Below are 25,254 nucleotides of genomic sequence, written 5' to 3'. Positions count from 1 at the left end.
TACTTATGAAAGGAGGGTCTCGTGTCTGCACGCCCGGGCCTCACGCGCGACATGCGCCGCATGGGCGAGAACCTTCGTGCCTGGCGGAAGATCCATGGCTTGACCGCCGAGATGGTCGCTCAACGCGCTCGCGTGTCGCGCGACACCCTGCGCGCCATCGAGAACGGCCACTCCACGTCATCTGAGAATCTCCTCGCCGTGATGCAGGTCGTCGGAGTCATCCACAGTGTCGTCGACGCGACCAACCCGGTGAACGACGACTTCGGCGTGCGGAATCTGCAGCGCACCCATCACCAGCGAGTTCGCCAGCCCCGAACCACGCACCCGGCGTGACGCCCATGGCCCCACCTGATCTCAAGACAGCCGAGGTCACCGTCGTGCTCCCCGACGGCAACGAGGTTCTGGCCGGCGTCGTCACCGACATCCCCGCACCGCAGGCATCAGCACACCGACTCACCTTCACTTACGCAGAGAGCTACCTGACCGAACCCCTCGGGTACGACCTCTCCCCCGACATGCCGCGCATGAGCGGCCCCCTGCGGGCATGGCCCAATCGCTCCGAACTCGGCGCCCTCGCCGACGTCATGCCCGACGAGTGGGGTCGTCGAGTGATTCGCGCCGGGACAGCGGCTCGCACCACCTTCGACTACCTCGTGCACGTGAACGATGCGACCCGGCACGGCGCGATACGCATTCGACAGGGGCAGACCTACGTCGGTCATCGCCCTCACCCCGTGGCGAGCATCCACTCACTGGATCAGATCGTGAGCGCGGCACGAGCATTCGAAGACGGAGTCGAGACCGAAGACGAGCTGAGCGTGCTCGTCGACGCCGGCACGAGCGCCGGAGGCGCCAAGCCCAAAGCCGTCGTCGACAAGGGCGGCGAACTGTGGATGGCAAAGTTCGCCCGGCAGACCGACTACCACGACCCCATGGCCTGGGAAGCAACAGCCCTCTCCCTCGCGGCCCAGGCCGGCATAGACACTCCCGCCTTCGAGTTGGCTCGACTCGGAGAGTCACGGTCGATCCTGCTCACACGACGATTCGACCGAGACGGCACGCGTCGACGCGGCTACCTCAGCGCCCACTCCCTCACCACGAAGCGCAACAACGATGCCTCCTCGTACGCCGTCATCGCCGAAGCGATCGAACTCGCCAGCGACAGGCCTCGACACGACACTGCAGAGCTCTTCCAGCGCGTCGCACTCAACCTCCTCATCGGCAACGTCGACGACCACTTCCGCAACCACGGATTCCTGCGCACCGCCACCGGATGGAGCCCGTCACCCGTGTTCGACCTCGAACCGCACCGTCGACCGGAGACGGTCGATGCGACCCCCATCGTCGACGGCGGCGAACAGCGGGGTCGAGACATTCGAGAGCTCCGCGATGTCCACGACGCCTTCGCGCTCACCCGCGCGGGGGCGGAGAAGCACATTCGCCACGTCGCCGAGATGACCCAGAACTGGAAGGCGACCGCCCGACAGTTCGGAATCTCACCTGAAGCCGCCGATGCGATGACACGCGCATTCGACGGACCCAACAGGCAGCGCGCCTTGGCCATGGGGGAAGGCCGCGTCACGGGCAACGAGTAACATGTGCAGTTGGAGCGCGGCCACCCCAAGTTGATCGCGCCCGCAACCGCGCCACGACGAGGGAGGGCCCGCCGCATGTCGACGCTCAGGGTCGTGCTCGACCAGGTCGGCACCGCGCGCCCCTCCGGCATCGGCCGCTACGCACTCGAACTCACGCGCGCCCTCATCGAGACCGCGCCGCGCGGCATCGACGTGGCCGGCATCGTGCCCTCCTCACCCGCCGACCACTACGCGCGCATCGAGAAGGCGCTGCCCGGCCTCACCGCCCTGCACAAGAGCGCCCTCGACCGGCGCCAGCTCGCCGCCGCCTGGCAGCACGGCTTCACGCGCCTCCCCGGCAGCGGCATGGTGCACGCCCCCAGCCTGCTCGCGCCCCTCTACCGCCACGACCGGCTCAACAACCCCGGTGAGCAGTTCATCGTCACCGTGCACGAGGCCACGCCGTGGACGCACCCCGAGACCATGAGCCCGCGCGCCGTCGCGTGGCACAAGGCCATGGCCAAGCGCGCCGAGCGCTACGCCGACGCCGTCGTCGTACCCACGCACGCCGTGGGCGACGAGCTGGCGGGCGTCATCGACATGGGCGAGCGCATCCGCGTCATCGCCGGCGCTGTCAGCAGCGACCTCACCGTGCCCGTCGACGCGGATGCCCGAGCTCACGCCCTCGGCCTCCCCGAGCGCTACGCCCTCGCCGTCGGGCCGCTCGAGAAGCGAAAAGGCATCCCCGACCTGCTGTGGGCGATGGGCGACGTGCATGCACCCGACGTGCCCCTCGTGCTCGTCGGCATCGACGCCGACGAGATCGCCGAGATCGAGCACCAGGCCCACCTCGACGCCGGCAGCGTCATCGCCCTCGGCACGCTCGACGACGCCGACCTCGCGCTCGCCTACGCGCGCGCCGCCGTCGTCGTCGTGCCCAGCATCTCCGACGGCTTCGGCCTGCCCGCCCTCGAAGCCATGGGGCTCGGTGCGCCCGTCGTGCACTCCGACGCTCCCGCACTGCTCGAAGTGTGCGCCGACGCCGGGCTCATCGTGCCGCGGCTCGACGCCGCCGGGTACCCGCGTCGGCTGGCCGACGCCATCCAGAGCGTGCTCGACGACGAGGCGCTCGCGGCGCAGCTGAGCGTGCGCGGGCGCGACCGCGCGCACGCCTACAACTGGCGCGACTCGGCCGAGAAGACCTGGCAGCTGCACGCCGACCTGTAGGGGTCGCCGGCAGCTCTACGGGGTCGGCGTCGGCGTGGGCGTCGGCAGCGGGGCCACCGCCTCGGCGACGAGGATGCGCGCGAGCGCGTAGTCGGGCTGCACGTTGTCGATCGCCGGCGGCACCAGCTCGAGCCGACGCAGCGGCAGCTCGCGCCCCCGCACCGCGAGGTCGGTGAACACGCCGATCATCGACTGCGGCACGTCGGTGCGCACGAGGTCGCTGCTCGCATCGGCGATCGACTCGAACCGTGTGAGCACCGTCGCCGGGTCCAGTTGGCGCAGCATCGCCTCCTGCACGTCGCGCTGATGCTCCATGCGGTCGAAGTCGGTCAGGTTGTAGCGGCTGCGGGCGTACCAGAGCGCCGTCTCGCCATCCATGCGCTGCTCCCCCGCCGCGATCTCGCCCACCACCGGGCCGCCGTTGATGCCGAGCGTGATCGGCTCCTCCACGTCGATCACGACGCCGCCAAGCGCATCGATGAGATCCTCGAACCCCGCCATATCGATGAGCACCGTGAACTGCACGGTCAGCCCCGTGACGCCCTCCACGGCGTCGCGCATCGCCTCGATACCCGGGCTCGACCCGGTCGCCGCCGCCGTCGGATAGAGCTCGGGGCGCTCCTCCGCCCACGGGTACAGGTAGCTGATCAAGCAGTCGTCGCCGCAGTCGAAGCCGTTCGGCCACGCCTCGTACAGCGGCGACTCCGGGGGAACTGGCGCGTCGTACAGGTTGCGCGGAATACCGATGAGCGACACAGCGCCGCTCGACGCGTCGATGCTCGCCAGCGTGATGCTATCGGGCCGCAGGCCCAGACGGTCCGGGCCCGCATCGCCGCCGAGCAGCAGCACCGTGTACCGCCCGTCGATCGGCTCGACGATGCCGCCGCCCGCGAAGACGGCGCCCAGAGCATCCCGACCCACGCCCGTCAGATACGCGGCGTAGGCAGCCCCGCCCGTCGCCACCACGATCGTCACCGCCGTCAGCGCCGCCAGCCAGCCGCGCGCCGCCGGAGCCGTGCGTACCAGACGCAGCAGCGTGAACGCGTTCAGAGTCGTCACCAGCCACAGCAGCGCGTAGAAGACGAGCGCCGCCTGAGCCAGCCACAGCACGACCACGTTCGTCGCGATCGTCAGCGCTAGCGGGCGGGCGGTGGCCGTGATGATGGCAGCGGAAAGCGCCACCGCCCACAGCGTGAACGTCGACCCCACCGCGAATCGACCCCAGCGACGACTGCCCGCGAGCAGCTGGGCCGTGCCCGGGATCAGCAGGTTCAGACCGAGGAGCCACCAGGCGCGGCGGGTCATGAGAGCGGCATCCCGGGTGTCTGGGTGCCGGAGCGGGGAGGTGAGCGTCACGGGGAAGGTGCGCCTAGGGGGCCGTGGTGCTGGGTGCGGGGGTGCTGGGGGTGGTCGGTGCGGGCGTGTTGGGTGTGCGGTTGGCTACCGTGCTCTTCAGTGCCTCGTTCTTCGCGCCGACCGTGGTTTCTAGGTCGCGAGCGAACGCGGCGAGCGCCTCCGCCACGCGCGGGTCGTGGGATCCGATGATGCGGGCCGCCAGAATGCCCGCGTTGCGGCCGCCGCCGATCGACACCGTCGCCACCGGAATGCCCGCCGGCATCTGCACGATGCTCAGCAGGCTGTCGAGTCCGTCGAGGGTCTTCAGGGGAACGGGCACGCCGATCACCGGCAGCGTCGTCACGCTCGCGATCATGCCCGGCAGGTGGGCGGCGCCGCCCGCGCCCGCGATGATGACCCGGATGCCCTTCCCGGCGGCCGCGCGCCCGTACGCGATCATCGCGTCGGGAGTGCGGTGCGCGCTCAGCACGTGCACCTCGAAGCCGATGCCGAACTGCTCGAGTGCTTCGGCAGCGGCTTCCATGACGGGCCAGTCGGAGTCGGAGCCCATGACGACGGCGACGCGCGGGGTGGTGAGGGGGGTGGTGCGGGTGGGGGCGCTCGTGGTGGGGGCGCCGGTGGTGGCGTCTGCGGGGTCTGGCGTGGTCACGGGTCAATCGTAGGTGCGGGGCGGGCGCCGGGTCAGGTATGGGGCCCGCGCGCCGCGGTGCCGATGCTCACCCTCGCCGTGCCGCACCCCGTTCCTGCCGACCGTGCCCGCCGTCAGTGCCCGCCCTCTGTGCGCTCCCTCCAGGCCCGCCCCTGTGCCCACCGTCCGTGCCCGCCCCTGTGCCCAGCTTCCGTGCCCGCCTCTGTGCCCGCCGTCCGCGCCCTCCCCTGTGCCCAGCTTCCGTGCCCGCCTCTCCTCCACAGTCGACTGGCATGACGAGTCGTCCCAAGATTGCCCGCCCCTGTATAGAACATATGTTCGACTACGGAAGAGTGGACGCCATGACCGAATCCCTCACCACCGCCATCTCGGCGGCACGGAGCGCCCTCGAGGGCGCCCCGGATTCGGTCGCGTCGCTCGCCGACCTTCCTGACGACGAACTGGTCGCCGCGCTCTCGGAGGCTTCCGCCGTGCGCCGCATTCTGGATGCTCGCATCTCGCTCTACGCCGGCGAAGTCGCGCGGCGATCGGCGCCCTCGCTCGCGCACTCCGGGCTCGCGCAACGACGCGGTCACCGCACTGCCGACGAGCTCGTGCGCGTCGCGACCGGGAGCACGCAGCGCGACGCCCGCGATGCCGTGCAGGCGGGCGTGCTGCTGCTCGGGGCGGAAGCGGCCGGCGCGGCGGGGCCGGGCGGGGGCGGTGTCGCCGACGACCGGGGTCTGGGTGTGGCCGCGCTCGAGCTTCCGGAGGGGATGCCGCCCCTGCCCGCGTGGGCGCAGGGTCTTGTGGCGCCGGTGCGCCGCGGTGCGCTCTCCCTTGCCGCGCTGCAAGCGATCCGCTCAGGGCTCGGGCAGCCGACGGCGACCGTGACGGTCGAGGTGCTGCGTGGGGCCGTCGAAGCGTTACTTGCCGAAGCCTCCACTCTCGACGCGGATCGCCTGTACCGGCGTGCTCGCGACCTGCGGGATGAGCTCGACGCTGAGGGTGTGGCCGAGCGGGAAGCCGAGCGTCGATCGGCGCGGTCGCTGCGCCTGCACCGGCTGCCCGACGGCATGACCCGCGCCTCATGGTTGCTCGACCCGGAGTCGGCGGCCATCGTCACCGACATCTTCGACCGCGCGACGTCCCCCCGACGCGGTGGCCCCACCTTCGTCGGCGAGCGCGACGCAGCACTCGCTCAGCGCATCCGAGACGACGAGCGCTCGCCCGAGCAGTATGCCTCCGACGCGTTCCTCGCCCTCCTCGTCGCGGGCGCCGACGCCGACTCCTCGCAGCTGCTCGGCTCCGGCGCGCCGTCCGTGCGCGTGCTCGTCACCGCCGACGACCTCCGCAGCGGGGCGGGCGTCGCGACTGTAGAGGGGCAGACGGCGCCGCTGTCGCTCCCCACCGTGGAGCGGATGCTCTGCACGGGCACCCACACCCCGATTCTGATCTCCGGCACGGGCCAGCCCCTGGATGTCGGCCGCACTCGACGTCACTTCACACGGCGGCAACGCATCGCCCTCGCGGCGCGCGACGGCGGTTGCCGGTGGGCGGGGTGCGAACGGCCGCCGTCATGGACCGAGGCGCACCACATCAACCCCTGGCACAGCGACCACGGCCGCACAGATGTCGCTGACGGAATCCTGTTGTGCCGCCACCACCACCTGCTCGTGCACAACAACGGCTGGCGCATCAGGCGACGAGCCGCGCGTCCCGACGAACCGCCCGGCGACCGCTACGAGGCGATCCCGCCGCCCACCGATGCGCTCCATGCGGATGCCCGGCAGACGCCGCTCGACCTGCCGAGCCGCAGCGAGCCCCTGCGTCGAGCCCTGCGGCCAGCATTGGTGTGTGCAGTGTGATCCCGCACTCGACCCCGGTCAGGCAATCCTGCCCTGGGCTCATGGCGCCGCGACGATCACTCCTCGAACTCGAAGTGCGCCGCGGCCGCCCTCGCCCGGTACACCGTCTCGTCGAGGTCTTCCCCGAGCGCCGTCACGTGGCCCGCCTTGCGGCCCGCGCGCGGCCCCTTGCCGTAGGCGTGCACCTTCACGCTCGGCTGATGCGCGAGCGACGCCACGATCTGGTCGGCAGGCAGCGCCCCGAACACGTTGATCATCACCGTCGCCGGGGCTCGCAGCTCCGTCTCGCCGAGCGGCCAGTCGAGCACCGCGCGCACGTGCTGCTCGAACTGACTCGTCACCGACCCTTCGATCGAGAAGTGCCCGCTGTTGTGGGGCCGCATCGCCAGCTCGTTGACGAGCACGCGCCCGTTCGTGGTCTCGAACAGCTCGACCGCGAGCACACCCGTCACGTCGAGGCCGTGGGCGACGGTCGTCGCGATCTCCGCAGCTGCGCGCTCGACCGCCTCCGTCGTGTGCGGTGCTGGAGCGAAGACCTCTGCGCACACGCCGTTCTGCTGCACCGTCTCCACGACAGGCCAGGGGCGAACCTCGCCGCTCGGGCGTCGCGCCACCAGTTGGGCGAGCTCGCGTCGAAACGGCACGAGCTCCTCCGCGAGCACGGGCCCCGACGCGAGCCAGTCGTCCGCCGCACTCGACTGGTCCACGACGCGCACGCCCTTGCCGTCGTAGCCGCCGCGGGGAGTCTTCACGACCGCGCGGCCGCCATGATCGTCGAGAAACGCACCCAGTTCCGCCGCCGACGACACCCGCGCCCAGTCGGGCATCGGCACGCCCAACTCGGCGAGGCGAGCGCGCATGGCGAGCTTGTCCTGCGCGTAGAGCAGAGCATCCGGGCCAGGGCGCACCGCGGCGCCGGTATCGACGAGGGCGCGCAGCACCTCCTGCGGAACATGCTCATGGTCGAACGTGATCGCGTCGCAGCCGCGGGCGAACGCGAGCACCGTCTCGGTGTCGCGGTAGTCGCCCACAACAGTCGCGGCGAGCCGCGCCGACGAATCGGCGGCCTCCGCGAGCACGCGCACCTCGACGCCGAGCGCGACCGCGGGCGGAATCATCATGCGCGCGAGCTGACCACCACCGATGACGCCGACGACGGGCATGGCACTCCTCTAGACTGCGAATTCGCTCGCCTCCCATTCTGTCCGATCGCGAGCACGCAGACGTACGAAACGAGACCGGATGCCGATACTGGTGGGCCAACTCGCCCGATTCGGGGCGGTCGGCGTCGTCGGGCTCATCGTCGACATCGCGCTGTTCAACCTGCTGCGCCTTACCGTGCTCAGCCCCGAGCTCATCGCCGAAGGCCCCGTCATCGCGAAAGTCGTCTCCACCTCGGTGGCGATCGCCGTCAACTGGATCGGCAGTCGCTACTGGAGCTTCCGCCTCGAACGGCGCCGGCCCGCGATGCGCGAGAGCCTCGAATTCGCACTCGTGAGCGTCGGAGGGCTGCTCATCGCCGTCGGGTGCCTCGTCGTCTCGCGCTACGTGCTCGGCTACACGAGCCTGCTGGCCGACAACATGGCCTCGAACGTCATCGGGCTCGCACTCGGCAGCGCCTTCCGCTTCGTGCTCTACCGCACGTGGGTGTTCGACCCGCGCCGCCCGGTGCCCCGTCCGGCGGCACCCGAGCAGGAGACCGCCTAGCCGCGGTTGGTCGTGCCCGGGATGGCTGGGCTAGGGGCGGCCGAGACCGGCGTAGGTCCAGCCTGCCGAGCGCCAGTCCGACGCGTCCAAGCAGTTGCGGCCATCCACGACGACGCGCCCGCGCGCCCAACCCGCGACCTCGGCCGGGTCGAGCTCACGGAACTGGTGCCACTCAGTCACGACAACGACGGCGTCCGCACCTGAGATCGCCTCCTGGATGCTCTCCACGTAGTCGAGATGCGGGCGAATGCGACGTGCCGTCTCGATCGCCTCCGGGTCGGTCGCGCGCACGATCGCGCCCGCATCGGCCAGCCGTTGCGCGACATCCAGGGCGGGCGAGTCGCGCACATCGTCCGACTCGGGCTTGAACGCCAAGCCGAGCACGGTGACCGCCTTGCCCGTGAGGTCGCCCCCCAAGTTCTCGGTGACGAGGTCGACGACGCGCTGACGGCGGCGCAGGTTCACGTCGTCGACGTCGGCGAGGAAGGCGAGCGAGTGGCCGACGCCGAGCTCCTCGGCGCGAGCCTGGAACGCGCGGATGTCCTTCGGAAGGCAACCGCCGCCGAAGCCGACCCCGGCGTTGAGGAAGCGGCGACCGATGCGGGCGTCGTAACCGATCGCGTCGGCGAGAGTCGTGACATCCGCACCCGTGACCTCGGCGATCTCCGCCATCGCGTTGATGAACGAGATCTTCGTGGCGAGGAACGCGTTCGCCGAGACCTTCACGAGCTCAGCGGTCGCGTAGTCGGTGACGATGCGCGGCGTTCCCGCCTCGAGCGGGCGCTTGTAGATCTCGTCGAGCACCTCGGCCGCACGGTCGTCGCGGTTGTCGACGCCGTAGACGAGACGGTCGGGGGACAACGTGTCGGAGACCGCGAAACCCTCGCGCAGGAACTCGGGGTTCCACGCGAGGCTCGCCCCGGTCGGCGCGACGAGCTCCGCGAGCCGAGCGGCAGTGCCGACGGGCACCGTGGACTTGCCGACGACGAGGTGCCCGGGGCCGATGTGCGGCAGAAGGGCCTCGACCGCCGCGTTGACGTAGGTCAGGTCTGCCGCGACGCCGCCCGCGACCTGGGGCGTGCCGACCGCGATGAAGTGCACGCGCGCATGCTCAGCGGCAGCGATGTCGGTCGTGAACCGCAGGCGCGCATTGTCGGGCGACAGCAGGTCGCCGAGACCCGGTTCGAAGAACGGAGCACGCCCCGCCGACAGGTTCTCGATCTTGCTCTCATCGACGTCGATTCCGACGACTTCGTGGCCGAGCTCGGCCATGCAGGCGGCGTGAACCGCGCCCAAGTATCCGCATCCGATGACTGAAATTCGCACCCGACGACTCTACTGGCGCAGTCGACGCGCGGGCGAACAGCCGGCGACACGCGGGCGACCGTGCGGAGGCGGAGCGGAGGCGGGGCGGCGAAGAAGGGAAGGCGGGGCGGGGCGGGGCGGGGCGGGGCGGCGGGGAAGGGGAAGGCGCGTGCGGAGGCGGAGGCCGTGGCGTAACGAAGGGCGCGACCCGTCAGCGGCCCTCGCGGGAGCGCCGCAGAACGGGTTGCGCCGCCGTCGTGCGTCGCACGGTCGCGATCGAGGAGGTACTCGCCTCCATGAGCTCGCTCAGAGCATCCTGCACCAGGTCGGCGCGCGGGACGTCCCGCATGATCACCGGGCGTTCGAGGCCCGTGTTGATGAGCACGTCACCCGAGCGGAACATGCGCTGCAGACCCGACTGCCGTACCGAGACGTCGTATCCGCGCGAGTGCAGCAGCTCCTGCCGCAGGCGCACCGCGAGCCCGCCGCGCAGGGCGATACGGCGCGTCGTGACGACATAGTGGGTGCCCAGCCAGCGAACGAGCGGCAGCATCCACAGCAGCACGATCGCGAGCAGGCCGGCCCCGGCGACTGCGAGACGCTGCCAGAGCTCCTCGAGCACGAGCGCGCCGTAGGTGGCCGCGCCGACGGCGCCGATGAGCACGATCGACGGCAGCACGAGCACGCGCGCGTGCGGGCGGAACCGCGCCACGACGCGCTCGGGCTCACGCCCCGGCTCGCGCCCCTGCTCACGCCCCGGCTCGGTCATGCTCTATTCATATCGCAGGTGCGTCACGTCGCCAGCCGCCACGGCGACGACGCCCGAGGTCGCGGTCTCGCGCACGAGCAATCGGCCGTCGTCGTCGAGCCCGACCGCCACCCCGCGCAGCGGCGGCTGGCCGGGCAGGTCGACGCGCACGGCCAACTCGAGCGTCTGCAGGTGCTGCTCGACGAGGGGGCGAAGATCAGCGGGATGCTCCGCCTCACGCCAGCGACCCACGAGCTGCACGAGCTCGCGCAGGTAGGCCGCGAGGGCACGGTCCAGCAGGGACGCAACCTCTCCATCAACCGACTCACCGTGCTCGGGCACGCCCTCGATGACGAGCGACGTCGCCGTGGGGACCGGCAGCTGCTGCGCCGTCATCGACACGTTGAGCCCCGCTCCGACGACGACGCCGGTCGGGGTGAGCTCGGTGAGGATGCCGCACAGCTTGCGTCCGTCGACGAGCACGTCGTTGGGCCACTTCAGTCCGCCCCCGGTCACACCGAGACTGCGCACCGCGCGCACCATCGCGACCCCGGCGAGCAGGGGCACCCAGCCGAGACGGCGCGGGTCGAGCGTCGCGCGTGGGAGTGCCGCGGCCGGGTCACGTGCCGAGGACGCGGAGCCTACGAGCTCGGGCGCCCCGCTCGGCTCGTGGGCGAGGAAGACCGACACGGCGAGCGCCGTCCCTGGCGGCGTCGACCACGCGCGGTCGAGCCGACCACGCCCGGCGGTCTGCGTGTCGGTCGCGAGGACGGTGAGGTCGGCGAGCGCCGTCGGCGGCGGCCCGGAATCGGCGGTCGCGTGCTCGGCGAGCCGTGCATCCCGCAGTTCGGAGGCGACTCGCGCGGCCCGCGAGACCAGGTCGCTGTTCGTGGAAGCACTCGCCTCCCGCCAGATGAGGGCGACCCCCACCTCGTCGCACACGCGTGCACTGAGCGGAAGATGCATGCTGCGAGCCTAGGCGCGCCGCACCCTGAGCGAACGCTGGACACGACCCCGGGGCGGCGCTATGGTTACCCGCACGAGGGCCCGCCGCGTCGACCACGACCGCGTGCGAACCTCGAGAGTTCATCGACGAACAGGAGCCGCTTCCTTGACTGGATAGGTCAACGCCGCGCGACACACACCACCGGTTCGCGCCGCCGAGACCCTCCCCTCACCGCCTCAACGGGCACCGCAACCGAGCCAGACGGCTCCGGCACGGCCCGCTGACCAGCACGGTGAACCGTCAGGTCGCGTCGAGCATCGTCCGCGACCCCGCTTACGGTCGCCGACGATGAAAGGACCGCACACCGTGCCTCCCAGCACCGTGCCGAGCACCACCCCCGCCGCGCCGAGCACCCCCCTCCCGACCAGCCCCACCGTCCCTCTGCTCGTCGACGTCGACACGGGCATCGACGACTCGCTCGCCCTGCTCTACCTGCTCGCGAGCCCCGAAGCCGAGATCCTCGGCATCACGTGCACGGCCGGCAACGTGCCCGCCCGACAGGTGGCGATCAACAACCTCGCGTGGCTCGACCTGTGCGACGCGCCCGAGATCGAAGTGGCCCTCGGCAGCGAAGTGCCCGTGCTCGCCCCGCTCATGACGACGGAGGAGACCCACGGCCCGCAGGGCATCGGCTATGCCGAGCTGCCCGCGCCGACGCGCACGATCAGCGAGCGCCACGCCACCGAGGTGTGGATCGAGACGGCCCGGGCGCATCCCGGTGAGGTGGTCGGCCTCGTGACCGGCCCGCTCACGAACCTCGCGCTCGCCCTGCGCCTCGAGCCGGAGCTGCCCCGCCTGCTTAAGCGCCTCGTGATCATGGGCGGCGCCTTCCACCACTCCGGCAACACGACGCCCGTGAGCGAGTGGAACATCGCCGTCGACCCCGAGAGCGCGAAGATGGTGTTCGACGCGTTCAGCGGCCTGCCCGCCGACCGCCGCCCCATCGTGTGCGCGCTCGACGTGACCGAACGCATCGAGATGAAGCCGGAGCATCTGCGTCGCATCGCCGACCAGATCGGTGATGAGGATGCTGCGCTCACGCCCGACAGCGCCTTCGGTTCCCGGTCTCGCGCCCGCAACCCCGTGCTGCGGCACCTCACCGACGCGGTGCGGTTCTACTTCGAATTCCACGTGACCCATGACCAGGGCTGGCTCGCCCACATGCACGACCCGTTCGCCGCCGCCGTCGCCCTGCACCCCGAGCTCGCGACCCTGCGCGCAGCGACCGTCGACGTCGAGCTCGGGGGCACCCTCGCGCGAGGCCAGACCATCGCCGACTTCGCGGGCCTGTGGGGCCGCGACCCCAACGCCGCGATCGTGGTCGACACCGACCCCGCGGCGTTCTTCGACCACCTCATCGAGCGCGTCTCCGCCCTGGCGACGCGCGTCGGCGAGGCGGAGGAGGGTGGTGAGCGGCAGCCGTGAGGCCCACGCCCGTCACCCTTTCCACCCCCGCGGCATGGCGCCGCACGTCATCGAGTGCAAGGAGGCATTCATGAGCAGCACCACCAGCGCAGCGGTTGATCCCAACCGCACGCGCAACCGTATTTTCGTCGGGTTGGGGGCCGCCGTCATCGTGGCGACGTACCTCTACCTCATCCTCGCCCAGCCGACCGAGCTGGCCGAGGGCGGTCTCGGCACCTCGGCGCTCATCGCGCTGGCCGGGTACCTCATCGGAGCCGCGCTCATCGCGGTCGGGGCGATCCACCGACTGCCGACGGCGACCCTGAGCCTCATCCCCATCGCGATCGTCATCAACATCGCGGTCGGTCAGCTCGCGGCGACCCTCGGCCTGCCGGTGTACCTCGACTCGATCGGCACGGTGCTCGTAGGCGTGCTCGCCGGCCCCGCCGCCGGCGCGGTCACGGGTGCGCTGACGAACGTCATCTGGGGTCTCACCATCGGACCGATCGCGCTGCCCTTCGCGGTGACCGCGGTCGTCATCGGTGTGCTCGCGGGCTACGCGGCTCGACTCGGCATGTTCCGCCGGTTCTACCTCGCGCCGGTCGCGGGCTTCGTGACGGGCATCGTCGCGGCGCTCGTCTCGGCTCCCATCGCGGCGTTCATCTTCGGTGGTGCGACGAGCGGCGGCACGGGTGCTCTCGTGGCGGCGTTCCAGGCGTTCGGCAACTCGCTGCTCGCCTCGACGACGCTGCAGGGTCTGCTGAGCGACCCGCTCGACAAGACGATCACGTTCACGGTCGTCGTGCTGATCCTGTTCGCCCTGCCGGGCAGGTTGCGCAGCAGGTTCCCGTTCGTGCGGCAGTACAACGTGTTCGGCAAGGTGACCCCGGTCGCCCCCGCCGAGCCGGCCGCACCGAAGGCCTGAGCCGCCCACCGGCGGCCTCGACCCCTTCGGGATAACCAGACAGGACAGCACGAAGCGATGACGACGACGACCCTCTACCTGGAGCGCACCTCTGCTCTGCACCGCCTGAACCCCGTGACGAAGCTCGTGGCTCTGCTCTCGATCATCCTCGCGGTCTTCGCGGTGCCGCACTGGTGGATTCCCCTGGGGATCGTCGCCGTCGTCATCGTGCCTGCCGCCGTACTCGGTCGAGTCGGCGGCAGGCTGCTGCGCCTGTTCCTCATTCTTCTTCTGCCGCTCCTGGTGGTGCTGTTCCTCATCCAGGGCCTGTTCTACCCGGACGGCTCCACGGTGCTGTGGGAGTGGGGCCTCGCCCAGCTCACCACCGAGGGGCTGCTGTTCGCGATCACCATCGGCTCGCGCCTCACGGCCCTCGTGCTCGGCTCGCTCGTCTTCGTGCTCACGACTGACCCGGCCCGCCTCATGAGCGCCCTCACGCAGGTGGGCATGAGCCCCAAGATCGCGTACGTGATCAGCGCGAGCCTGCAGATCATTCCGGCCTTCCAGGCGCGTGCGCAGAGCATCCTGCTCGCCCAGCAGGCCAGGGGTCTCGCGATCGTCGGCAGCCCCCTCAAGCGGGCGCGCGCCCTGCTGCCCCTGCTGGGGCCCCTCATTCTGGGCATGATCACCGACGTCGACGAACGGTCGACGGCCATGGAGGCGCGCGCGTTCGGCGCGACGCCGAAGCCGACGAGCCTCATCATCGTGCCCGACCCGGTCGGCGAGCGCGTGGCTCGCTGGCTGATGTTCCTCAGTGCGATCGCCGTGGTCGTGCTCGTCGTCGTGGGGGTGATCGCGTGACCGAGCGCGAGAGCGTTAAGGAGGCGACGATGGCGAATGCGAATGCGCCCATGATCGAGCTGAGCGGCGTCGGCTTCGCCTACGAGGATGCCGAGCGCTTCACGCTCGCGAACCTCGACCTGCGCATCGATGCCGGAACAGTGACGGGCATCGTCGGCGCATCCGGGGCGGGCAAGACGACCCTGGCGAAGACGATCGCCGGGTTCATCCCGCTCAACGAGGGCGGCACGTACCGGGGCGCCGCGAGCGTCGCCGGCCGTGTGCTCGCCGAGGGAACGCTCTCCGAAGCGGCGGCGGCCGTGGGGCTCGTGACGCAGAACCCGTTCAACCAGATCTCGGGCGCACGCTTCACCGTGCGCGAGGAGCTCGCGTTCGGGCTCGAGAACCGCTCGGTGCCGCGCGACGAGATGGAGCGCCGCGTCGACGAGGTGGCCGCGCGCCTGCGCCTGGAGCCGCTGCTCGACCGCTCGCCGTACGCGCTCTCGGGCGGGCAGATGCAGCTCGTCGCGATCGCTTCGATGGTCATCATGCAGCCGCCCGTGCTCGTCATGGACGAGCCGACCTCGCAGCTCGACCCGGCCGGCACGCGCCTCGTCTACGACGTGCTGAGCACCCTGAGCGACGGCGGCACGACCGTCGTCATCATCGAGCACAAGACCGAGCTGCTGCACGAGCACTGCGACTCGATCGCCGTGCTCGCCGGCGGGCTCATCGTGCAGCACGGCACCCCCGGCGCGGTGCTCGCCGACGACCGGCTCACGAGCTGGGGGGTCGGCGAGACGCGCGTCACGACAGCGGCGAGACTCGCACGCGAGCGCGGGCTGCTGCCCGTCGAGCGCGCCCTGCCGATCGGGGTCGATGATGCCGTCGAGGCGTTCTCGACGCAGACGGGAGCGGCGTCGTGAGCGAGAGCGGGCACGCGGAATCGGCGGGCGCGGCGGCAGGCGCGGCAGCCGGCGCTGCGGCGGATGCATCGTCAGCCGGCGACATCGCGATCAGCGTGCGCGGGCTCGTGCACACCTACCCCTCCGGCGTCACGGCGCTGCAGGGCGTCGACCTCGACGTCGCCCCCGGCGAACGCGTCGCCATCGTCGGCCAAAACGGCGCAGGCAAGACGACCCTCGTGCGCCACCTCAACGGCATGGTGCGGCCGACGGAGGGCGAGGTGCGCATCGGCGACTGGTCGACGACGGAGAAGTCGATCGCCGAGCTCGCGCACCGCGTGGGCTACGTCTTCCAGAACCCCGACGAGCAGATCTTCGCCCGCACGGTCGCGACCGACGTGGGCTTCGGCCCCAAGAACCTCGGGTTCGACGAGGAGCGCGCGCAGCGGGCTGTCTCCGACGCGCTCGAGGCCGTGGGTCTCGCGCACGAGGCCGACGTGCACCCCCACCACCTGTCGCTGAGCGAGCGCAAGCGCATCGCGATCGCCGCGGTGCTCGCCATGCAGACGCCCATCGTCGTGCTCGACGAGCCGACCACCGGTCAGGACGACGCGGGCGTGCAGCTCATCGCCGCCATCGTCGGCTCCCTCATCGCGCAGGGCCGCACGGTCGTCGCGATCACGCACGACATGGACTTCTGCATCGAGAACTTCGACCGCGTCGTCGTCATGGCGCAGGGCGAGGTGCGCGCCGACGGCCCGGCCGAGGAGGTCTTCGCCGACGTCGCCGCGCTCGAGGCCGCGGCCGTCGAACCCCCGCAGCTGCTGCGGGTGGCGCGGGCACTCGGCTGGAGCGGAACGCCGCGGGATGCTCGCGCCTTCGTCGACCAGCTGGCTCAGCAGCGCGGCTCCGGGTCGAGCGCATGAGCGGGCTCACCTTGCTCGCGCTGCTCGCGAGCGGCTTCCTCGGCGTGAGCGACTTTCTCGGCGGCGTGCTGTCGCGGCGCATCCCGCTCATGGTCGTTCTGCTCGTCTCGCAGGTCGTCGCTGCGATCGCGCTGAGCACGCGCCTGATCGTCGAGCCCTTCGACCCGAACGCCTCCGACGCCATTCTGTGGGGCGTCATCGGCGGCGCCGCGACCGCGGTCGGCGTCTCGTGCCTGTTCCGCGGCCTCGCGATCGGCACGATGGGCGTCGTCGCGCCCATCACGTCGCTCAGCGTGGCCGTTCCGGTCATCGTGGGTCTCGCCGGCGGGGACCCGGTGTCGTGGCTGCTCGGCATCGGCCTCGCCGTCGCCGTCGTCGGCACGGTGCTGGCCTCGGGGCCGGAGGTGCGCGCCGGAGCGCTGGAGGGCCGCCGCAATCGTCTTCTCTCCGTCGTGTTCGCCGTGCTCTCGGCGTTCGGCTTCGGCCTCGCCAACGTGTCGGTCGCCTACGGCAGCGTGCAGGGCGTCAGCACGACGCTCGTCGTCAACATGCTCGTCGTGCTCGGCCTCTACCTCGTCGGGTTCTCCATCTGGGTGCACATCCGCCTGCGCGGTGCGGCGGCCCGCCTGCACGCGGGGCAGACGGCGAGCCCCGCCCTGCTGCCGGTGCCCATCCGCGCGCGCGACTGGGTCGGCATGGCGGCGATCGGCGTGCTCGGCTACGCGGCCCAGCTCTCCTTCGCGCTCGCGAGTCTGGACGGCGCGCTGAGTGTCGTCGCGGTGCTCGCGTCGCTGTACCCGGTCGTCACGGTGCTGCTCGGCTGGAAGCTGCTCGGGGAGCGTCTGCTACGCATCCAGATCGCGGGCGTCGCCATGGTCTTCCTCGGGGTCTCGACGATCGCGGCCTCCGCCTAGCGCGAAGCAGCGGGGCCGCGCGGCCGTATCCTCGAAAGCACCATGGCTGCTCCCGCGTCGACACCGCTGACCGTCGACGCCCCGGCACAGCGCGCGCGCCGCTGGCGGCCCGAGATCCAGGCCCTGCGAGCCTTCGCGGTCGTCGCGGTCATCCTGTACCACGCCTGGCCGGCGCGCATGCCGGGCGGGTACATCGGCGTCGACGTGTTCTTCGTCGTCTCGGGGTACCTGATCCTCGGGCACCTGGGGCATCGGCTCATCTCCACCGGTCGACTCGACCTGGCCGACTTCTGGGCTCGGCGCATGCGGAGGCTGGCTCCTGCGGCGCTGCTCGTGCTCGGGTGCACGGGCGCCGCCGTCGTGGCCGTCGTGCCCCTCAGCCTGCAGGACGAGCAGCTCGCCCAGCTCGCGGCGAGCGCCGTGGCCCTCGGCAACTGGGCGCTCCTCGCGCAGGAGGCCGACTACCTGCAGGCTGGTCAGGCCGTCGCGCCCGGGCAGCACTTCTGGTCGCTCAGCATCGAGGAGCAGCTCTACGTGGCCGCGCCCCTCCTGCTGCTCGCCACCGTGCTGCTCGTCTCCGCGGTCGCCCGAAGACGCGCCCAGACCGCTCGGCCAACTCAGCCCGCGCAGCCGGACGCGCAACGAGAGCTGCGTCTGCGCCGCGGCGTGGTGCTCAGCATCGTGATTGGAGCGCTCGCGCTCAGCATCGCCCTGTCGACGCTCGCCGTCGCCACGGGGCAGCCCGACGCCTTCCTCGGCACGGGTGGCCGCGTCTGGGAGTTCGCCGCCGGCGGGGTGCTCGCGCTGCTCACCCGCCGGGGGCCAGGTCGAGTGGGACATGCTTCCCCGCTCGACGGGCAGGCACGGCAGCAGGCAGAGCAGGCAGAGAACGCGGGGCGAGCACGGTCGGCGGCGCGCTGGGCCGGTTGGATCCTCCTCGGCGCGAGCACCCTGCTGTACGGCCCCGAGACTCCCTTCCCCGGCGTCGGCGCCCTGCCCGTCGTTGCGGGCACCCTCCTCATCATCGCGGCCGGCACACCCTTGCAGCCTCGGGGCATCGCGTGGCTCGCCGCATGGCGCCCCGTGCAGTGGGTCGGCGGTGTCTCCTACGCCGCCTACCTGTGGCACTGGCCGCTCATCGTGCTGCTGCCCTGGGTGACGCTGCATCCGTTGACGGCGCTCGAGAAGGTGGCCATCGTTGCGGCCACGCTCGTGCTCGCGTGGCTCAGCACGCGCTGGATCGAGAACCCCGTGCGGTTCGGTGCCGCATCGCGGGCGCCGTCGCTGCGGGTGATCGGCATCGGGGGTCTCGCGAGCCTGCTCGTCGCCGGCGCCCTCTGGGGCGGCGCTCAGACGGCGCAGGCGCGCGCGGCAGGTGCGGGGGATGCGGCCGAGGTCACGCGTGGCCTCGGGTTCCCGCCGTCACAGGACCCCGCTGCGCCCGACCCGTCGGCCGAGGCGCCCCTTAGCCCCGCGGAGTGCTTCGGTGCACCCGCCCTCACGAACCCCGCGTGCGACGGTGTGCTCGAGGCCACGGGGTTCACCCCGACGGTCGAAGCCGCCTCCGGGGATCGCGCGATCATCTACTCCTCCGACTGCCGCACGAGTCTCGACAGCGACGAGGTGCTCGACTGCGCCTTCGGGCCGGTCGACGGGCGCCCCGTCGTGCTCGTCGGCGACTCGCACTCCGCCGTCTGGTTTCCGGCTCTCGAGCCGATCGCCGAGCGCGAGGGCTGGCGCCTCACCGTCTACTTCCGCGGCGCCTGCGCCTTCTCGACGGCCGACCGCGGCAGCGCCCAGAACAGGGCCCGCACCGAGGCGTGCCTGCGCTGGGTCGATGGCGTCTCCGCGCGGCTCGCCGAGGGCGATGCCCCCGACCTCGTCCTCACGGCCGCCTCCACGGGGGCCACCTACCGCGACGCCGACGGCGAGGAGTCCGCCGAGGCGGGCGTCGACGGCTTCATCGAGGCATGGCGCCCTCTCATCGATCGCGGCTCCCGGCTCGTCGTGCTCGCCGAGCCGCCTCTTCTCGGCGACGACGGCGAGCGGTGCCAGCTCGCTCGACCCGAGAATCCGCTACCGTGCTCGCCCGCGCGCGCGAGCGCACTGGACTTCAGCGACCTGGCGGTCGAGGCCGGGCGGGAGCTCGACGCGGTGATCCTCGACCTGCGCGACGCGTTCTGCACGCCGACCGTGTGCCCGACGGTCATCGGCGGTGCGCTCGTCTACCGCGACGCCGACCATTTCACGGCGACCTATGGGGCGACCCTCACGGCGGCCGTCGACGAGCGGCTGCAAGCGGCGGGGCTCCTGCAGTAGTCGCTCGCACTCTCGGCCGGCGCGCCGCCGTCGGGTGCCTCTCATGCACGCACGACAGCGCATCCCCGCATTCTTGTGGCATATCGCCAAGCCTTCCCGCCTCCCTCTGGTCGATAGGCTGACATCGTGACCGACTCTGCCCCCGCCCCCGCCCCCGACCTGTCGACGACGGCCGGCAAGATCGCCGACCTCAAGGTGCGTTACCACGAGGCCGTGACCGCGAGCGGCGAGGCCGCGATCGAGAAGCAGCACGCCAAGGGCAAGATGACCGCCCGCGAGCGCATCGACACGCTTCTCGACCACGGCAGCTTCGTCGAGCTCGACGAGTTCGTGCGGCACCGCACGCACGCCTTCGGCATGGGCGCCAAGCGACCGTACGGCGATGCGGTCGTCACGGGCACCGGCACGATCCACGGTCGCCAGGTGGCCGTCTACAGCCAGGACTTCACGATCTTCGGCGGCTCGCTCGGCGAAGTCGCGGGCGAGAAGATCATCAAGGTCATGGAGCTCGCCCTCAAGACGGGCGTGCCCATCATCGGCATTCTCGACTCGGGCGGAGCGCGCATCCAGGAGGGCGTCGTCGCGCTCGGCAAGTACGGCGAGATCTTCCGCCGCAACACGGCGGCGAGCGGCGTGATCCCGCAGATCTCGATCATCTGCGGGCCCGCCGCGGGCGGCGCCGTGTACTCCCCCGCTCTCACCGACTTCGTCATCATGGTCGACAAGACGAGCCAGATGTTCGTCACCGGCCCCGACGTCATCAAGACCGTCACGGGCGAGGACGTCGGCATGGAGGAGCTGGGCGGCGCGCTCACCCACAACCGCACCTCCGGCGTCTCGCACTACCTCGCGAGCGACGAGAGCGACGCCTTCGACTACGCACGGGCCCTGCTGAGCTACCTGCCCGACAACAACCTCGCCGAGCTGCCGCAGTACGAATCCTCGGCCGAGCTCGAGATCACCGACGCCGATCGCCGGCTCAACACGATGGTGCCCGACAGCCCCAACCAGCCGTACGACGTCGTCGACATCATCGACCACGTCGTCGACGACGGCTCCTTCCTCGAGGTGCAGCCCCTCTTCGCCCCCAACATCGTCGTGGGCTTCGCTCGCGTGGAGGGCCGCAGCGTCGGGGTCATCGCCAACCAGCCCAACGCGATGGCGGGCACGCTCAACATCGACGCGGGCGAGAAGGCCAGCCGCTTCGTGCGCTTCTGCGACGCCTTCTCGATTCCCGTGCTCACCCTCGTCGACGTGCCCGGATACCTGCCCGGCACCGATCAGGAGTGGCAGGGCGTCATCCGCCGCGGCGCAAAGCTGCTCTACGCCTACGCCGAGGCCACCGTGCCGCTCATCACCGTCATCACCCGCAAGGCCTATGGCGGCGCCTACATCGTCATGGGCTCCAAGCAGCTCGGAGCCGACATGAACCTCGCCTGGCCCACCGCCGAGATCGCCGTCATGGGCGGGCAGGGCGCGGTGAACATCCTGTACCGCAACGAGATCAAGGCGGCCGAAGCAGCCGGTGAGGATGTCGCGGCCGTGCGCGCACGGCTCGCGAACGAGTACACGTACGACGTGGCGAGCCCGTTCCTCGCCGCCGAGCGCGGTGAGTTGGATGGCATCATCGAGCCTGCCGCCACTCGCGTGTCGATCATCAAGGCGCTGCGGGCTCTCAAGACGAAGCGCGCGAGCCTGCCGGCGAAGAAGCACGGGAACATCCCGCTGTGACCGGCGACGAGTCAGCGGTCTCGGCCGAGAGCGAGACGGCGCCCCGCGTCACGGTCCTCACGGGTAGCCCGACCGAGGTCGAGCTCGCCGCCGCCCACGCCGTGATCAGCGCCGTGCTCGCCGAGCAGCACGAGCGCGGAGTGGAACGCGTGGAGCCGCCCATCGACCAGTGGTCGTCGCGCGCGCACGCCCTGCGCCAGCCGCTCGCCCCCGGGCCCGGCGCCTGGGCGGCCTCGCGCCGCATGCGCGGCTGAGCCCCGCACCGTGCGCCCGACACCCTGAACCCCGTACCCTGTGTCCCGCGCCCTGAGCCCTGAGCCCTGAGCACGGTGCTCTGACCCCCCCCCGAACGAGGGGTTTGTCCCCCGTTCTCACGGACATACCCCTCGTACTACCCCCGTTTTCCGGGGTTCTTGTCCCCCGTTCTTGCGAAATTGTCCCCTAGGTGTCCCCCAAAGTGACGACTGTCCTCCGGCAGGAGGAGTGGCAGAGTACTTATTGCTAGGTGTCGCTCATGGAGCACACCGCCCATCACACGCCGCTCGGGTAAGCGGCGAGAGATTGGGGGGCGAGTTAGGTTGACATTCGGGTTGTCGATCTAACTCGATACGTAGCGAAGGGCCGGAGTTGGGTACTCCGGCCCTTCGATCGTTAACGGGCCCGCGTGCGGCGTCAGCGCACGAAGGCGCTGTGAACCACGCCCCGCATCGACGCCGGTCGGCGTGAGCGCGCTACGGGGCGGACGTCGGCGCCGAGGATGGCACCGAGACCGGCGCCGCCGAGAGAGACCGCGGAATCTCGAGCCAGAGCGCGACCTCTTCGTCGTCTTCGTCGTCCTCGTACCCCGAGCCCGCGTCGTCGTAGCCGTGACTGCCGTACCGGTCGGCGGCGGTGGCCAACCCTGCGAGCTCCGGCACGGGGCTCAACCCGACCACCGTCACCGCGATATCGGACTCGGCGGGAGCCGTGCGCGCGATGACCCGCTGCGCGCTCGTCGTGCGCAGTGCTTCGGCGAGAGTGTTGAGCACGGCATCCCGAGAGCGATCGTCAAGGTCGTCGAGTCCGCCCTCATCGAAGAGCGTGACCGCCACACCGCGCCGCCGCGCCGCCATGACCTCGTGGCGCATCGCATCGTTGAGCAGGCTGCGACCGCGGATCTCGTCACGGATGGCGCCCTCGAGGTTGAGGCACTCCTGACGCTGCTCGTCGGTCAGCTCGCCACCCGTCGACTCGATGATGCGCAGCATGGGCGCGGCCATCGTGCCCGTCTGGCCCAGCCGGAACTGCCGCTCGTACAGGTGGGCCTCCTGCGCCGCCTGCCAATCGGTCGCCTCGCGCTCGGCCTGTGCGAACCGAGCAGCATCGCGCGACGCCTTGAGCATCGCGACCGAGAGGATGTGCGACACGGCGACCCACGACACGCTGCCGATGGCGCCCGTGCCGAGCAGGAGCACGACGCCCCCCATTCCGCCGCCCCAGATCACCGTCTGCACGACGAGCGCCACGATGCCCGCCCAGGCGTAGCTGTGGCGCCGGCGCGTCGACGTGATCGTCATGAGCGTGCCGATCGCCGCCACGTACCAGGTCGAGTAGCCGAGCCCGCCCTCGCGAGCCGGGTCGAGCTGCGGCGTGACGAGCAGCGTCATGAGGACGCAGACGAGGACGTTGCTCGCGGCCATCCAGTGCGGCATGCGCGAGGGACCCGAGGGCAGGAGGCTCACCGTCGACATGAGCGCGTACAGGATCATCGCGATCATGACCGGCAGCGGATTCGCGGGGATGTCGATCGCGTAGAGGCCCAGCACGATGATGTAGCCCGAGAAGAGCGCCGCCATCGTGACGACGAGGGCCCGGGGCACGCCGATTCTCATCGATCGACCTCCTCGCGCAGATCGCCCTCGAGATCTGCCGTCGCGTCCTCGGTCGGCACGAGCACCGGCCAGGTCAGCAGGATCGTGGTGCCCTTGCCCGGTGCGGACTCCAACTGCGCGTGACCGCCGGCGTTGATCGTGCGGGCCAGGATCGAGCGCTGCACGCCCAGACGACCCTCGGCGACCGCCGAGGGGTCGAACCCGGCACCCGAGTCGCCGATCTCGATCTCGATCATGCCGCCCTCTGCGCCGCTGATGCGCACCCAGCGCTTCACCTCCGGCCCGCCGGCGTGCTGCACGCTGTTGACCATCGCCTGCACGGCGGCCGAGTACAGGGCCTCCGCCTGCGCAGCGGGGATGATGCGCGTGTCGATGGAGCGCATCCGGATCGAGAACGGAGACTGCATGCCGCGCGCAGCCTCGACGATGCGATCGCACAGCGACCGGAATCGCACCGTGCTGCCGTCGTCGGGTGTCACGAGCGCGGCCTCGCGCAGGTGGCGCATCGCGTTGGAGGCCATGGCGCTCGCGAGCCTCTTCTCCTGCGGCCCCTCGGCCCGAGCCGCCGAGAGCAGGGTCGTGAGCACGCTGTCATGCACGATCGAGTCGACCTGCACGCGCTCCACCTCCGTCGCGTGCTGGCGCACGGCCCGCGAGTAGCGGTCGAGGGCCATGCCCTGCGCGTCGTCGACCGAGCTCGCCGCCGCGCGCAGCATCGTCACGAGCACGAGCACGGCCCCACCGAGGATGATCGCGTAGACCGCGTTGAAGAGCCCGAGCTGCCACGGCCCGCCGCCGCCCTCCGGCAGCGCGCGGATCACACCGTAGATCGTCGGCACGATGAACAGGTAGATCGTGGCGCCGCGGACCGTGAACCCGATCGCCGCCGCGGCGGTCGCCACCGTCGTCAGCTGGTACAGCCAGTGGTCGCCGCGCTGCGCGACCTCCGGGTCGGCGAGGAAGAAGGGCCAGGTGAGCAGGGCGACGACGTACACGCCCGCGACGATGCGGTTCGCTCCGACCACGAACCGCTTCAGGGTCGTGCACAGGAGCGAGAAGACGAGGGAGCCGAACAGCAAGGAGACCGTGATCGCCGACCAGAGGGGCTGGCCCAGCGAGTACTGGCCGAGCAGGGTCGGCACGGCCTGCAGGCCGAACACGATGCCGAACCAGGCCACCGATCGCGAGATGACGGTGTCGACGCGCTTGCGACTGATCGGGTTGCGCGGCTGCTTCGACACGCTCAGCGCGGTCGGGGCAGCGACCTCAGGCCGACTCATCACCGTCCGGGTCGAGGCCCGGCAGAATGCCGTCCTCCACCGCGCGGCGCAGCAGGTCGACCTTCGTCGGCGCCGGACGGCCGACCTCGACGTACTTCGCCCGAATACGGTCGAGGTACTCGCGAGCCGTCGAGTAGCCGATACCGAGCTGCTGGGCGGCGAGCTTGAGCGGCAGCCCGGAGGCGTAGAGGTGCAGGATCTCGCGCTCGCGCCGCCCGAGCTGCGCCTTCGCGAAGTCGCGGTCGGCATCGATCGCGCTCGCCCACTCGAGGTTGTTGAGCACTTCGCCGCGCGCGACCGTCTCCGCCGCGGCGATGACCGCGCGGGTCGCCGACGACTTGGGGATCACGCCGGCCGCACCCGCGGCGAGCGCCTCGCGCACGCTCGCGACGCGATCGGCGATGGAGTGCACGAGCACGGCCGAGCCGGTGGCCTGCACCGACTTGACGTTGTCGGTCACGCTCGAGCCGTCGCCGAGGGAGAGGTCGAGGACGACCACGTCGACCTCGCGACCGTCGAGGTTCTCGACGAACTCGGGAACGGTCGCCGCCGAGAGCACGAAGTCGAAGCCTGCATTCGTGAACGCCGCCTGCAGCCCGAGGCGCACCGATTCGTGGTCGTCGACGACGGCGACGCGCACTGCGCTCTCGGTCTCGGCAACCACGTATCTGCCCATCTTCTGTCGGGATCAGTGCTCAGCGCACTCCGGTGGGGGACGATCGGGTGCTCTGCTGCCTTCAT

23 protein-coding genes are annotated in these 25,254 nt (G+C 71.0%); 14 read left to right on the top strand and 9 right to left on the bottom strand.

Features of this window, described 5'->3' with window-relative positions; all coding sequences use genetic code 11:
- The first annotated feature begins 21 nt into the window (after positions 1-21).
- The 3 genes from FK219_RS05300 to FK219_RS05290 all read left to right on the top strand — a co-directional run bounded on the left by FK219_RS05300 (position 22) and on the right by FK219_RS05290 (position 2,801).
- Positions 22-333 carry a helix-turn-helix domain-containing protein gene (locus FK219_RS05300; protein ID WP_328821610.1) on the top strand — a complete coding sequence of 104 codons (312 nt, stop codon included), beginning with the start codon at positions 22-24 and terminating at the stop codon, positions 331-333.
- A gap of 5 nt (positions 334-338) precedes the next feature.
- On the top strand, positions 339-1,595 hold the full coding sequence (locus FK219_RS05295; protein ID WP_152582342.1) for a type II toxin-antitoxin system HipA family toxin: 1,257 nt from the start codon (positions 339-341) through the stop codon (positions 1,593-1,595).
- Between the two features lie 75 nt (positions 1,596-1,670).
- Positions 1,671-2,801 (top strand): glycosyltransferase family 4 protein, encoded by a 1,131-nt coding sequence (locus FK219_RS05290; protein ID WP_152582341.1) that lies wholly within the window; start codon positions 1,671-1,673, stop codon positions 2,799-2,801.
- 15 nt (positions 2,802-2,816) lie between these two features.
- Here FK219_RS05290 and FK219_RS05285 read toward each other — a convergent pair whose 3' ends face one another.
- Together FK219_RS05285 and purE are read right to left on the bottom strand one after the other, a co-directional pair.
- Entirely contained in the window at positions 2,817-4,157 is a 1,341-nt protein-coding gene (locus tag FK219_RS05285; protein WP_152582340.1) for an LCP family protein, read from the bottom strand.
- 13 nt (positions 4,158-4,170) lie between these two features.
- Positions 4,171-4,806 carry a 5-(carboxyamino)imidazole ribonucleotide mutase gene (gene purE / locus FK219_RS05280; RefSeq protein ID WP_328821609.1) on the bottom strand — a complete coding sequence of 212 codons (636 nt, stop codon included), beginning with the start codon at positions 4,804-4,806 and terminating at the stop codon, positions 4,171-4,173.
- A gap of 341 nt (positions 4,807-5,147) precedes the next feature.
- On the opposite strand from purE, the gene FK219_RS05270 reads away from it, so the two are divergent.
- Complete coding sequence (locus tag FK219_RS05270; RefSeq protein ID WP_165638059.1) at positions 5,148-6,653, top strand: HNH endonuclease signature motif containing protein; 1,506 nt, start codon at positions 5,148-5,150, stop codon at positions 6,651-6,653.
- A 56-nt stretch (positions 6,654-6,709) separates the two neighbouring features.
- Here FK219_RS05270 and FK219_RS05265 read toward each other — a convergent pair whose 3' ends face one another.
- Entirely contained in the window at positions 6,710-7,816 is a 1,107-nt protein-coding gene (locus FK219_RS05265) for a 5-(carboxyamino)imidazole ribonucleotide synthase (protein ID WP_152582338.1), read from the bottom strand.
- A 79-nt stretch (positions 7,817-7,895) separates the two neighbouring features.
- On the opposite strand from FK219_RS05265, the gene FK219_RS05260 reads away from it, so the two are divergent.
- Entirely contained in the window at positions 7,896-8,360 is a 465-nt protein-coding gene (locus tag FK219_RS05260; RefSeq protein ID WP_152582337.1) for a GtrA family protein, read from the top strand.
- 30 nt (positions 8,361-8,390) lie between these two features.
- On the opposite strand, the gene FK219_RS05255 is transcribed toward FK219_RS05260, so the two are convergent.
- The 3 genes from FK219_RS05255 to FK219_RS05245 all read right to left on the bottom strand — a co-directional run bounded on the left by FK219_RS05255 (position 8,391) and on the right by FK219_RS05245 (position 11,379).
- Entirely contained in the window at positions 8,391-9,686 is a 1,296-nt protein-coding gene (locus FK219_RS05255; protein ID WP_152582336.1) for a UDP-glucose dehydrogenase family protein, read from the bottom strand.
- A gap of 190 nt (positions 9,687-9,876) precedes the next feature.
- Positions 9,877-10,434 carry a PH domain-containing protein gene (locus FK219_RS05250; protein ID WP_168212497.1) on the bottom strand — a complete coding sequence of 186 codons (558 nt, stop codon included), beginning with the start codon at positions 10,432-10,434 and terminating at the stop codon, positions 9,877-9,879.
- Between the two features lie 3 nt (positions 10,435-10,437).
- Positions 10,438-11,379 carry a biotin--[acetyl-CoA-carboxylase] ligase gene (locus FK219_RS05245; RefSeq protein ID WP_152582335.1) on the bottom strand — a complete coding sequence of 314 codons (942 nt, stop codon included), beginning with the start codon at positions 11,377-11,379 and terminating at the stop codon, positions 10,438-10,440.
- A 328-nt stretch (positions 11,380-11,707) separates the two neighbouring features.
- On the opposite strand from FK219_RS05245, the gene FK219_RS05240 reads away from it, so the two are divergent.
- The 9 genes from FK219_RS05240 (at position 11,708) to FK219_RS13640 (ending at position 21,616) form a co-directional block, all read left to right on the top strand.
- The gene (locus FK219_RS05240) at positions 11,708-12,844 is read left to right on the top strand and encodes a nucleoside hydrolase (RefSeq protein ID WP_152582334.1); all 1,137 of its coding nucleotides are present in this window, start codon (positions 11,708-11,710) and stop codon (positions 12,842-12,844) included.
- A gap of 70 nt (positions 12,845-12,914) precedes the next feature.
- Entirely contained in the window at positions 12,915-13,748 is an 834-nt protein-coding gene (locus tag FK219_RS05235) for a histidine kinase (protein ID WP_152582333.1), read from the top strand.
- Positions 13,749-13,805: 57 nt separating this feature from the next.
- On the top strand, positions 13,806-14,588 hold the full coding sequence (locus FK219_RS05230) for an energy-coupling factor transporter transmembrane component T family protein (RefSeq protein WP_152582332.1): 783 nt from the start codon (positions 13,806-13,808) through the stop codon (positions 14,586-14,588).
- On the top strand, positions 14,585-15,493 hold the full coding sequence (locus FK219_RS05225; RefSeq protein ID WP_210416778.1) for an energy-coupling factor ABC transporter ATP-binding protein: 909 nt from the start codon (positions 14,585-14,587) through the stop codon (positions 15,491-15,493). The genes FK219_RS05230 and FK219_RS05225 overlap by 4 nt, the downstream gene beginning before the upstream one ends.
- On the top strand, positions 15,490-16,398 hold the full coding sequence (locus FK219_RS05220; RefSeq protein WP_210416777.1) for an energy-coupling factor ABC transporter ATP-binding protein: 909 nt from the start codon (positions 15,490-15,492) through the stop codon (positions 16,396-16,398). Before FK219_RS05225 ends, FK219_RS05220 begins: the two co-directional genes overlap by 4 nt.
- Positions 16,395-17,312, top strand: coding sequence for a DMT family transporter (locus tag FK219_RS05215; RefSeq protein WP_152582331.1), 918 nt, complete (start codon positions 16,395-16,397; stop codon positions 17,310-17,312). Before FK219_RS05220 ends, FK219_RS05215 begins: the two co-directional genes overlap by 4 nt.
- Positions 17,313-17,354: 42 nt before the next feature.
- The gene (locus FK219_RS05210) at positions 17,355-19,631 is read left to right on the top strand and encodes an acyltransferase family protein (protein ID WP_152582330.1); all 2,277 of its coding nucleotides are present in this window, start codon (positions 17,355-17,357) and stop codon (positions 19,629-19,631) included.
- 126 nt (positions 19,632-19,757) lie between these two features.
- On the top strand, positions 19,758-21,362 hold the full coding sequence (locus FK219_RS05205; protein WP_152582329.1) for an acyl-CoA carboxylase subunit beta: 1,605 nt from the start codon (positions 19,758-19,760) through the stop codon (positions 21,360-21,362).
- Positions 21,359-21,616: an acyl-CoA carboxylase subunit epsilon gene (locus FK219_RS13640; protein ID WP_152582328.1), complete on the top strand. Its 258-nt coding sequence runs from the start codon at positions 21,359-21,361 to the stop codon at positions 21,614-21,616. The genes FK219_RS05205 and FK219_RS13640 overlap by 4 nt, the downstream gene beginning before the upstream one ends.
- 477 nt (positions 21,617-22,093) lie before the next feature.
- On the opposite strand, the gene FK219_RS05195 is transcribed toward FK219_RS13640, so the two are convergent.
- From FK219_RS05195 to FK219_RS05185, 3 genes are read right to left on the bottom strand one after another with little or no spacing between them, the layout of a single operon-like run.
- On the bottom strand, positions 22,094-23,233 hold the full coding sequence (locus FK219_RS05195) for a hypothetical protein (protein WP_152582327.1): 1,140 nt from the start codon (positions 23,231-23,233) through the stop codon (positions 22,094-22,096).
- Positions 23,230-24,513: a sensor histidine kinase gene (locus FK219_RS05190; RefSeq protein WP_179872478.1), complete on the bottom strand. Its 1,284-nt coding sequence runs from the start codon at positions 24,511-24,513 to the stop codon at positions 23,230-23,232. Before FK219_RS05190 ends, FK219_RS05195 begins: the two co-directional genes overlap by 4 nt.
- On the bottom strand, positions 24,500-25,177 hold the full coding sequence (locus tag FK219_RS05185) for a response regulator transcription factor (protein ID WP_224744453.1): 678 nt from the start codon (positions 25,175-25,177) through the stop codon (positions 24,500-24,502). Before FK219_RS05185 ends, FK219_RS05190 begins: the two co-directional genes overlap by 14 nt.
- Between the last annotated feature and the right edge of the window lie 77 nt (positions 25,178-25,254).

The organism is Microcella pacifica, assembly GCF_009371975.2.
Taxonomy (GTDB): domain Bacteria; phylum Actinomycetota; class Actinomycetes; order Actinomycetales; family Microbacteriaceae; genus Microcella; species Microcella pacifica.
Note: the sequence above shows the minus strand (reverse complement) of the source record. Positions and strands in the feature narration are given on the sequence as shown.

What these genes read in the sequence shown, in the direction of transcription:
- FK219_RS05235 (WP_152582333.1), top strand. Translation starts at nt 12,915, where the DNA reads ATGAGCAGCACCACCAGCGCAGCGGTTGATCCCAACCGCACGCGCAAC.
- FK219_RS05260 (WP_152582337.1), top strand. Translation starts at nt 7,896, where the DNA reads ATGCCGATACTGGTGGGCCAACTCGCCCGATTCGGGGCGGTCGGCGTC.
- FK219_RS05190 (WP_179872478.1), bottom strand. Translation starts at nt 24,513, where the DNA reads ATGAGTCGGCCTGAGGTCGCTGCCCCGACCGCGCTGAGCGTGTCGAAG.
- FK219_RS05245 (WP_152582335.1), bottom strand. Translation starts at nt 11,379, where the DNA reads ATGCATCTTCCGCTCAGTGCACGCGTGTGCGACGAGGTGGGGGTCGCC.
- FK219_RS05195 (WP_152582327.1), bottom strand. Translation starts at nt 23,233, where the DNA reads ATGAGAATCGGCGTGCCCCGGGCCCTCGTCGTCACGATGGCGGCGCTC.
- FK219_RS05295 (WP_152582342.1), top strand. Translation starts at nt 339, where the DNA reads ATGGCCCCACCTGATCTCAAGACAGCCGAGGTCACCGTCGTGCTCCCC.
- FK219_RS05210 (WP_152582330.1), top strand. Translation starts at nt 17,355, where the DNA reads ATGGCTGCTCCCGCGTCGACACCGCTGACCGTCGACGCCCCGGCACAG.
- FK219_RS05240 (WP_152582334.1), top strand. Translation starts at nt 11,708, where the DNA reads ATGAAAGGACCGCACACCGTGCCTCCCAGCACCGTGCCGAGCACCACC.
- FK219_RS05230 (WP_152582332.1), top strand. Translation starts at nt 13,806, where the DNA reads ATGACGACGACGACCCTCTACCTGGAGCGCACCTCTGCTCTGCACCGC.
- FK219_RS05215 (WP_152582331.1), top strand. Translation starts at nt 16,395, where the DNA reads ATGAGCGGGCTCACCTTGCTCGCGCTGCTCGCGAGCGGCTTCCTCGGC.
- FK219_RS05290 (WP_152582341.1), top strand. Translation starts at nt 1,671, where the DNA reads ATGTCGACGCTCAGGGTCGTGCTCGACCAGGTCGGCACCGCGCGCCCC.
- FK219_RS05265 (WP_152582338.1), bottom strand. Translation starts at nt 7,816, where the DNA reads ATGCCCGTCGTCGGCGTCATCGGTGGTGGTCAGCTCGCGCGCATGATG.
- FK219_RS05270 (WP_165638059.1), top strand. Translation starts at nt 5,148, where the DNA reads ATGACCGAATCCCTCACCACCGCCATCTCGGCGGCACGGAGCGCCCTC.
- FK219_RS05250 (WP_168212497.1), bottom strand. Translation starts at nt 10,434, where the DNA reads ATGACCGAGCCGGGGCGTGAGCAGGGGCGCGAGCCGGGGCGTGAGCCC.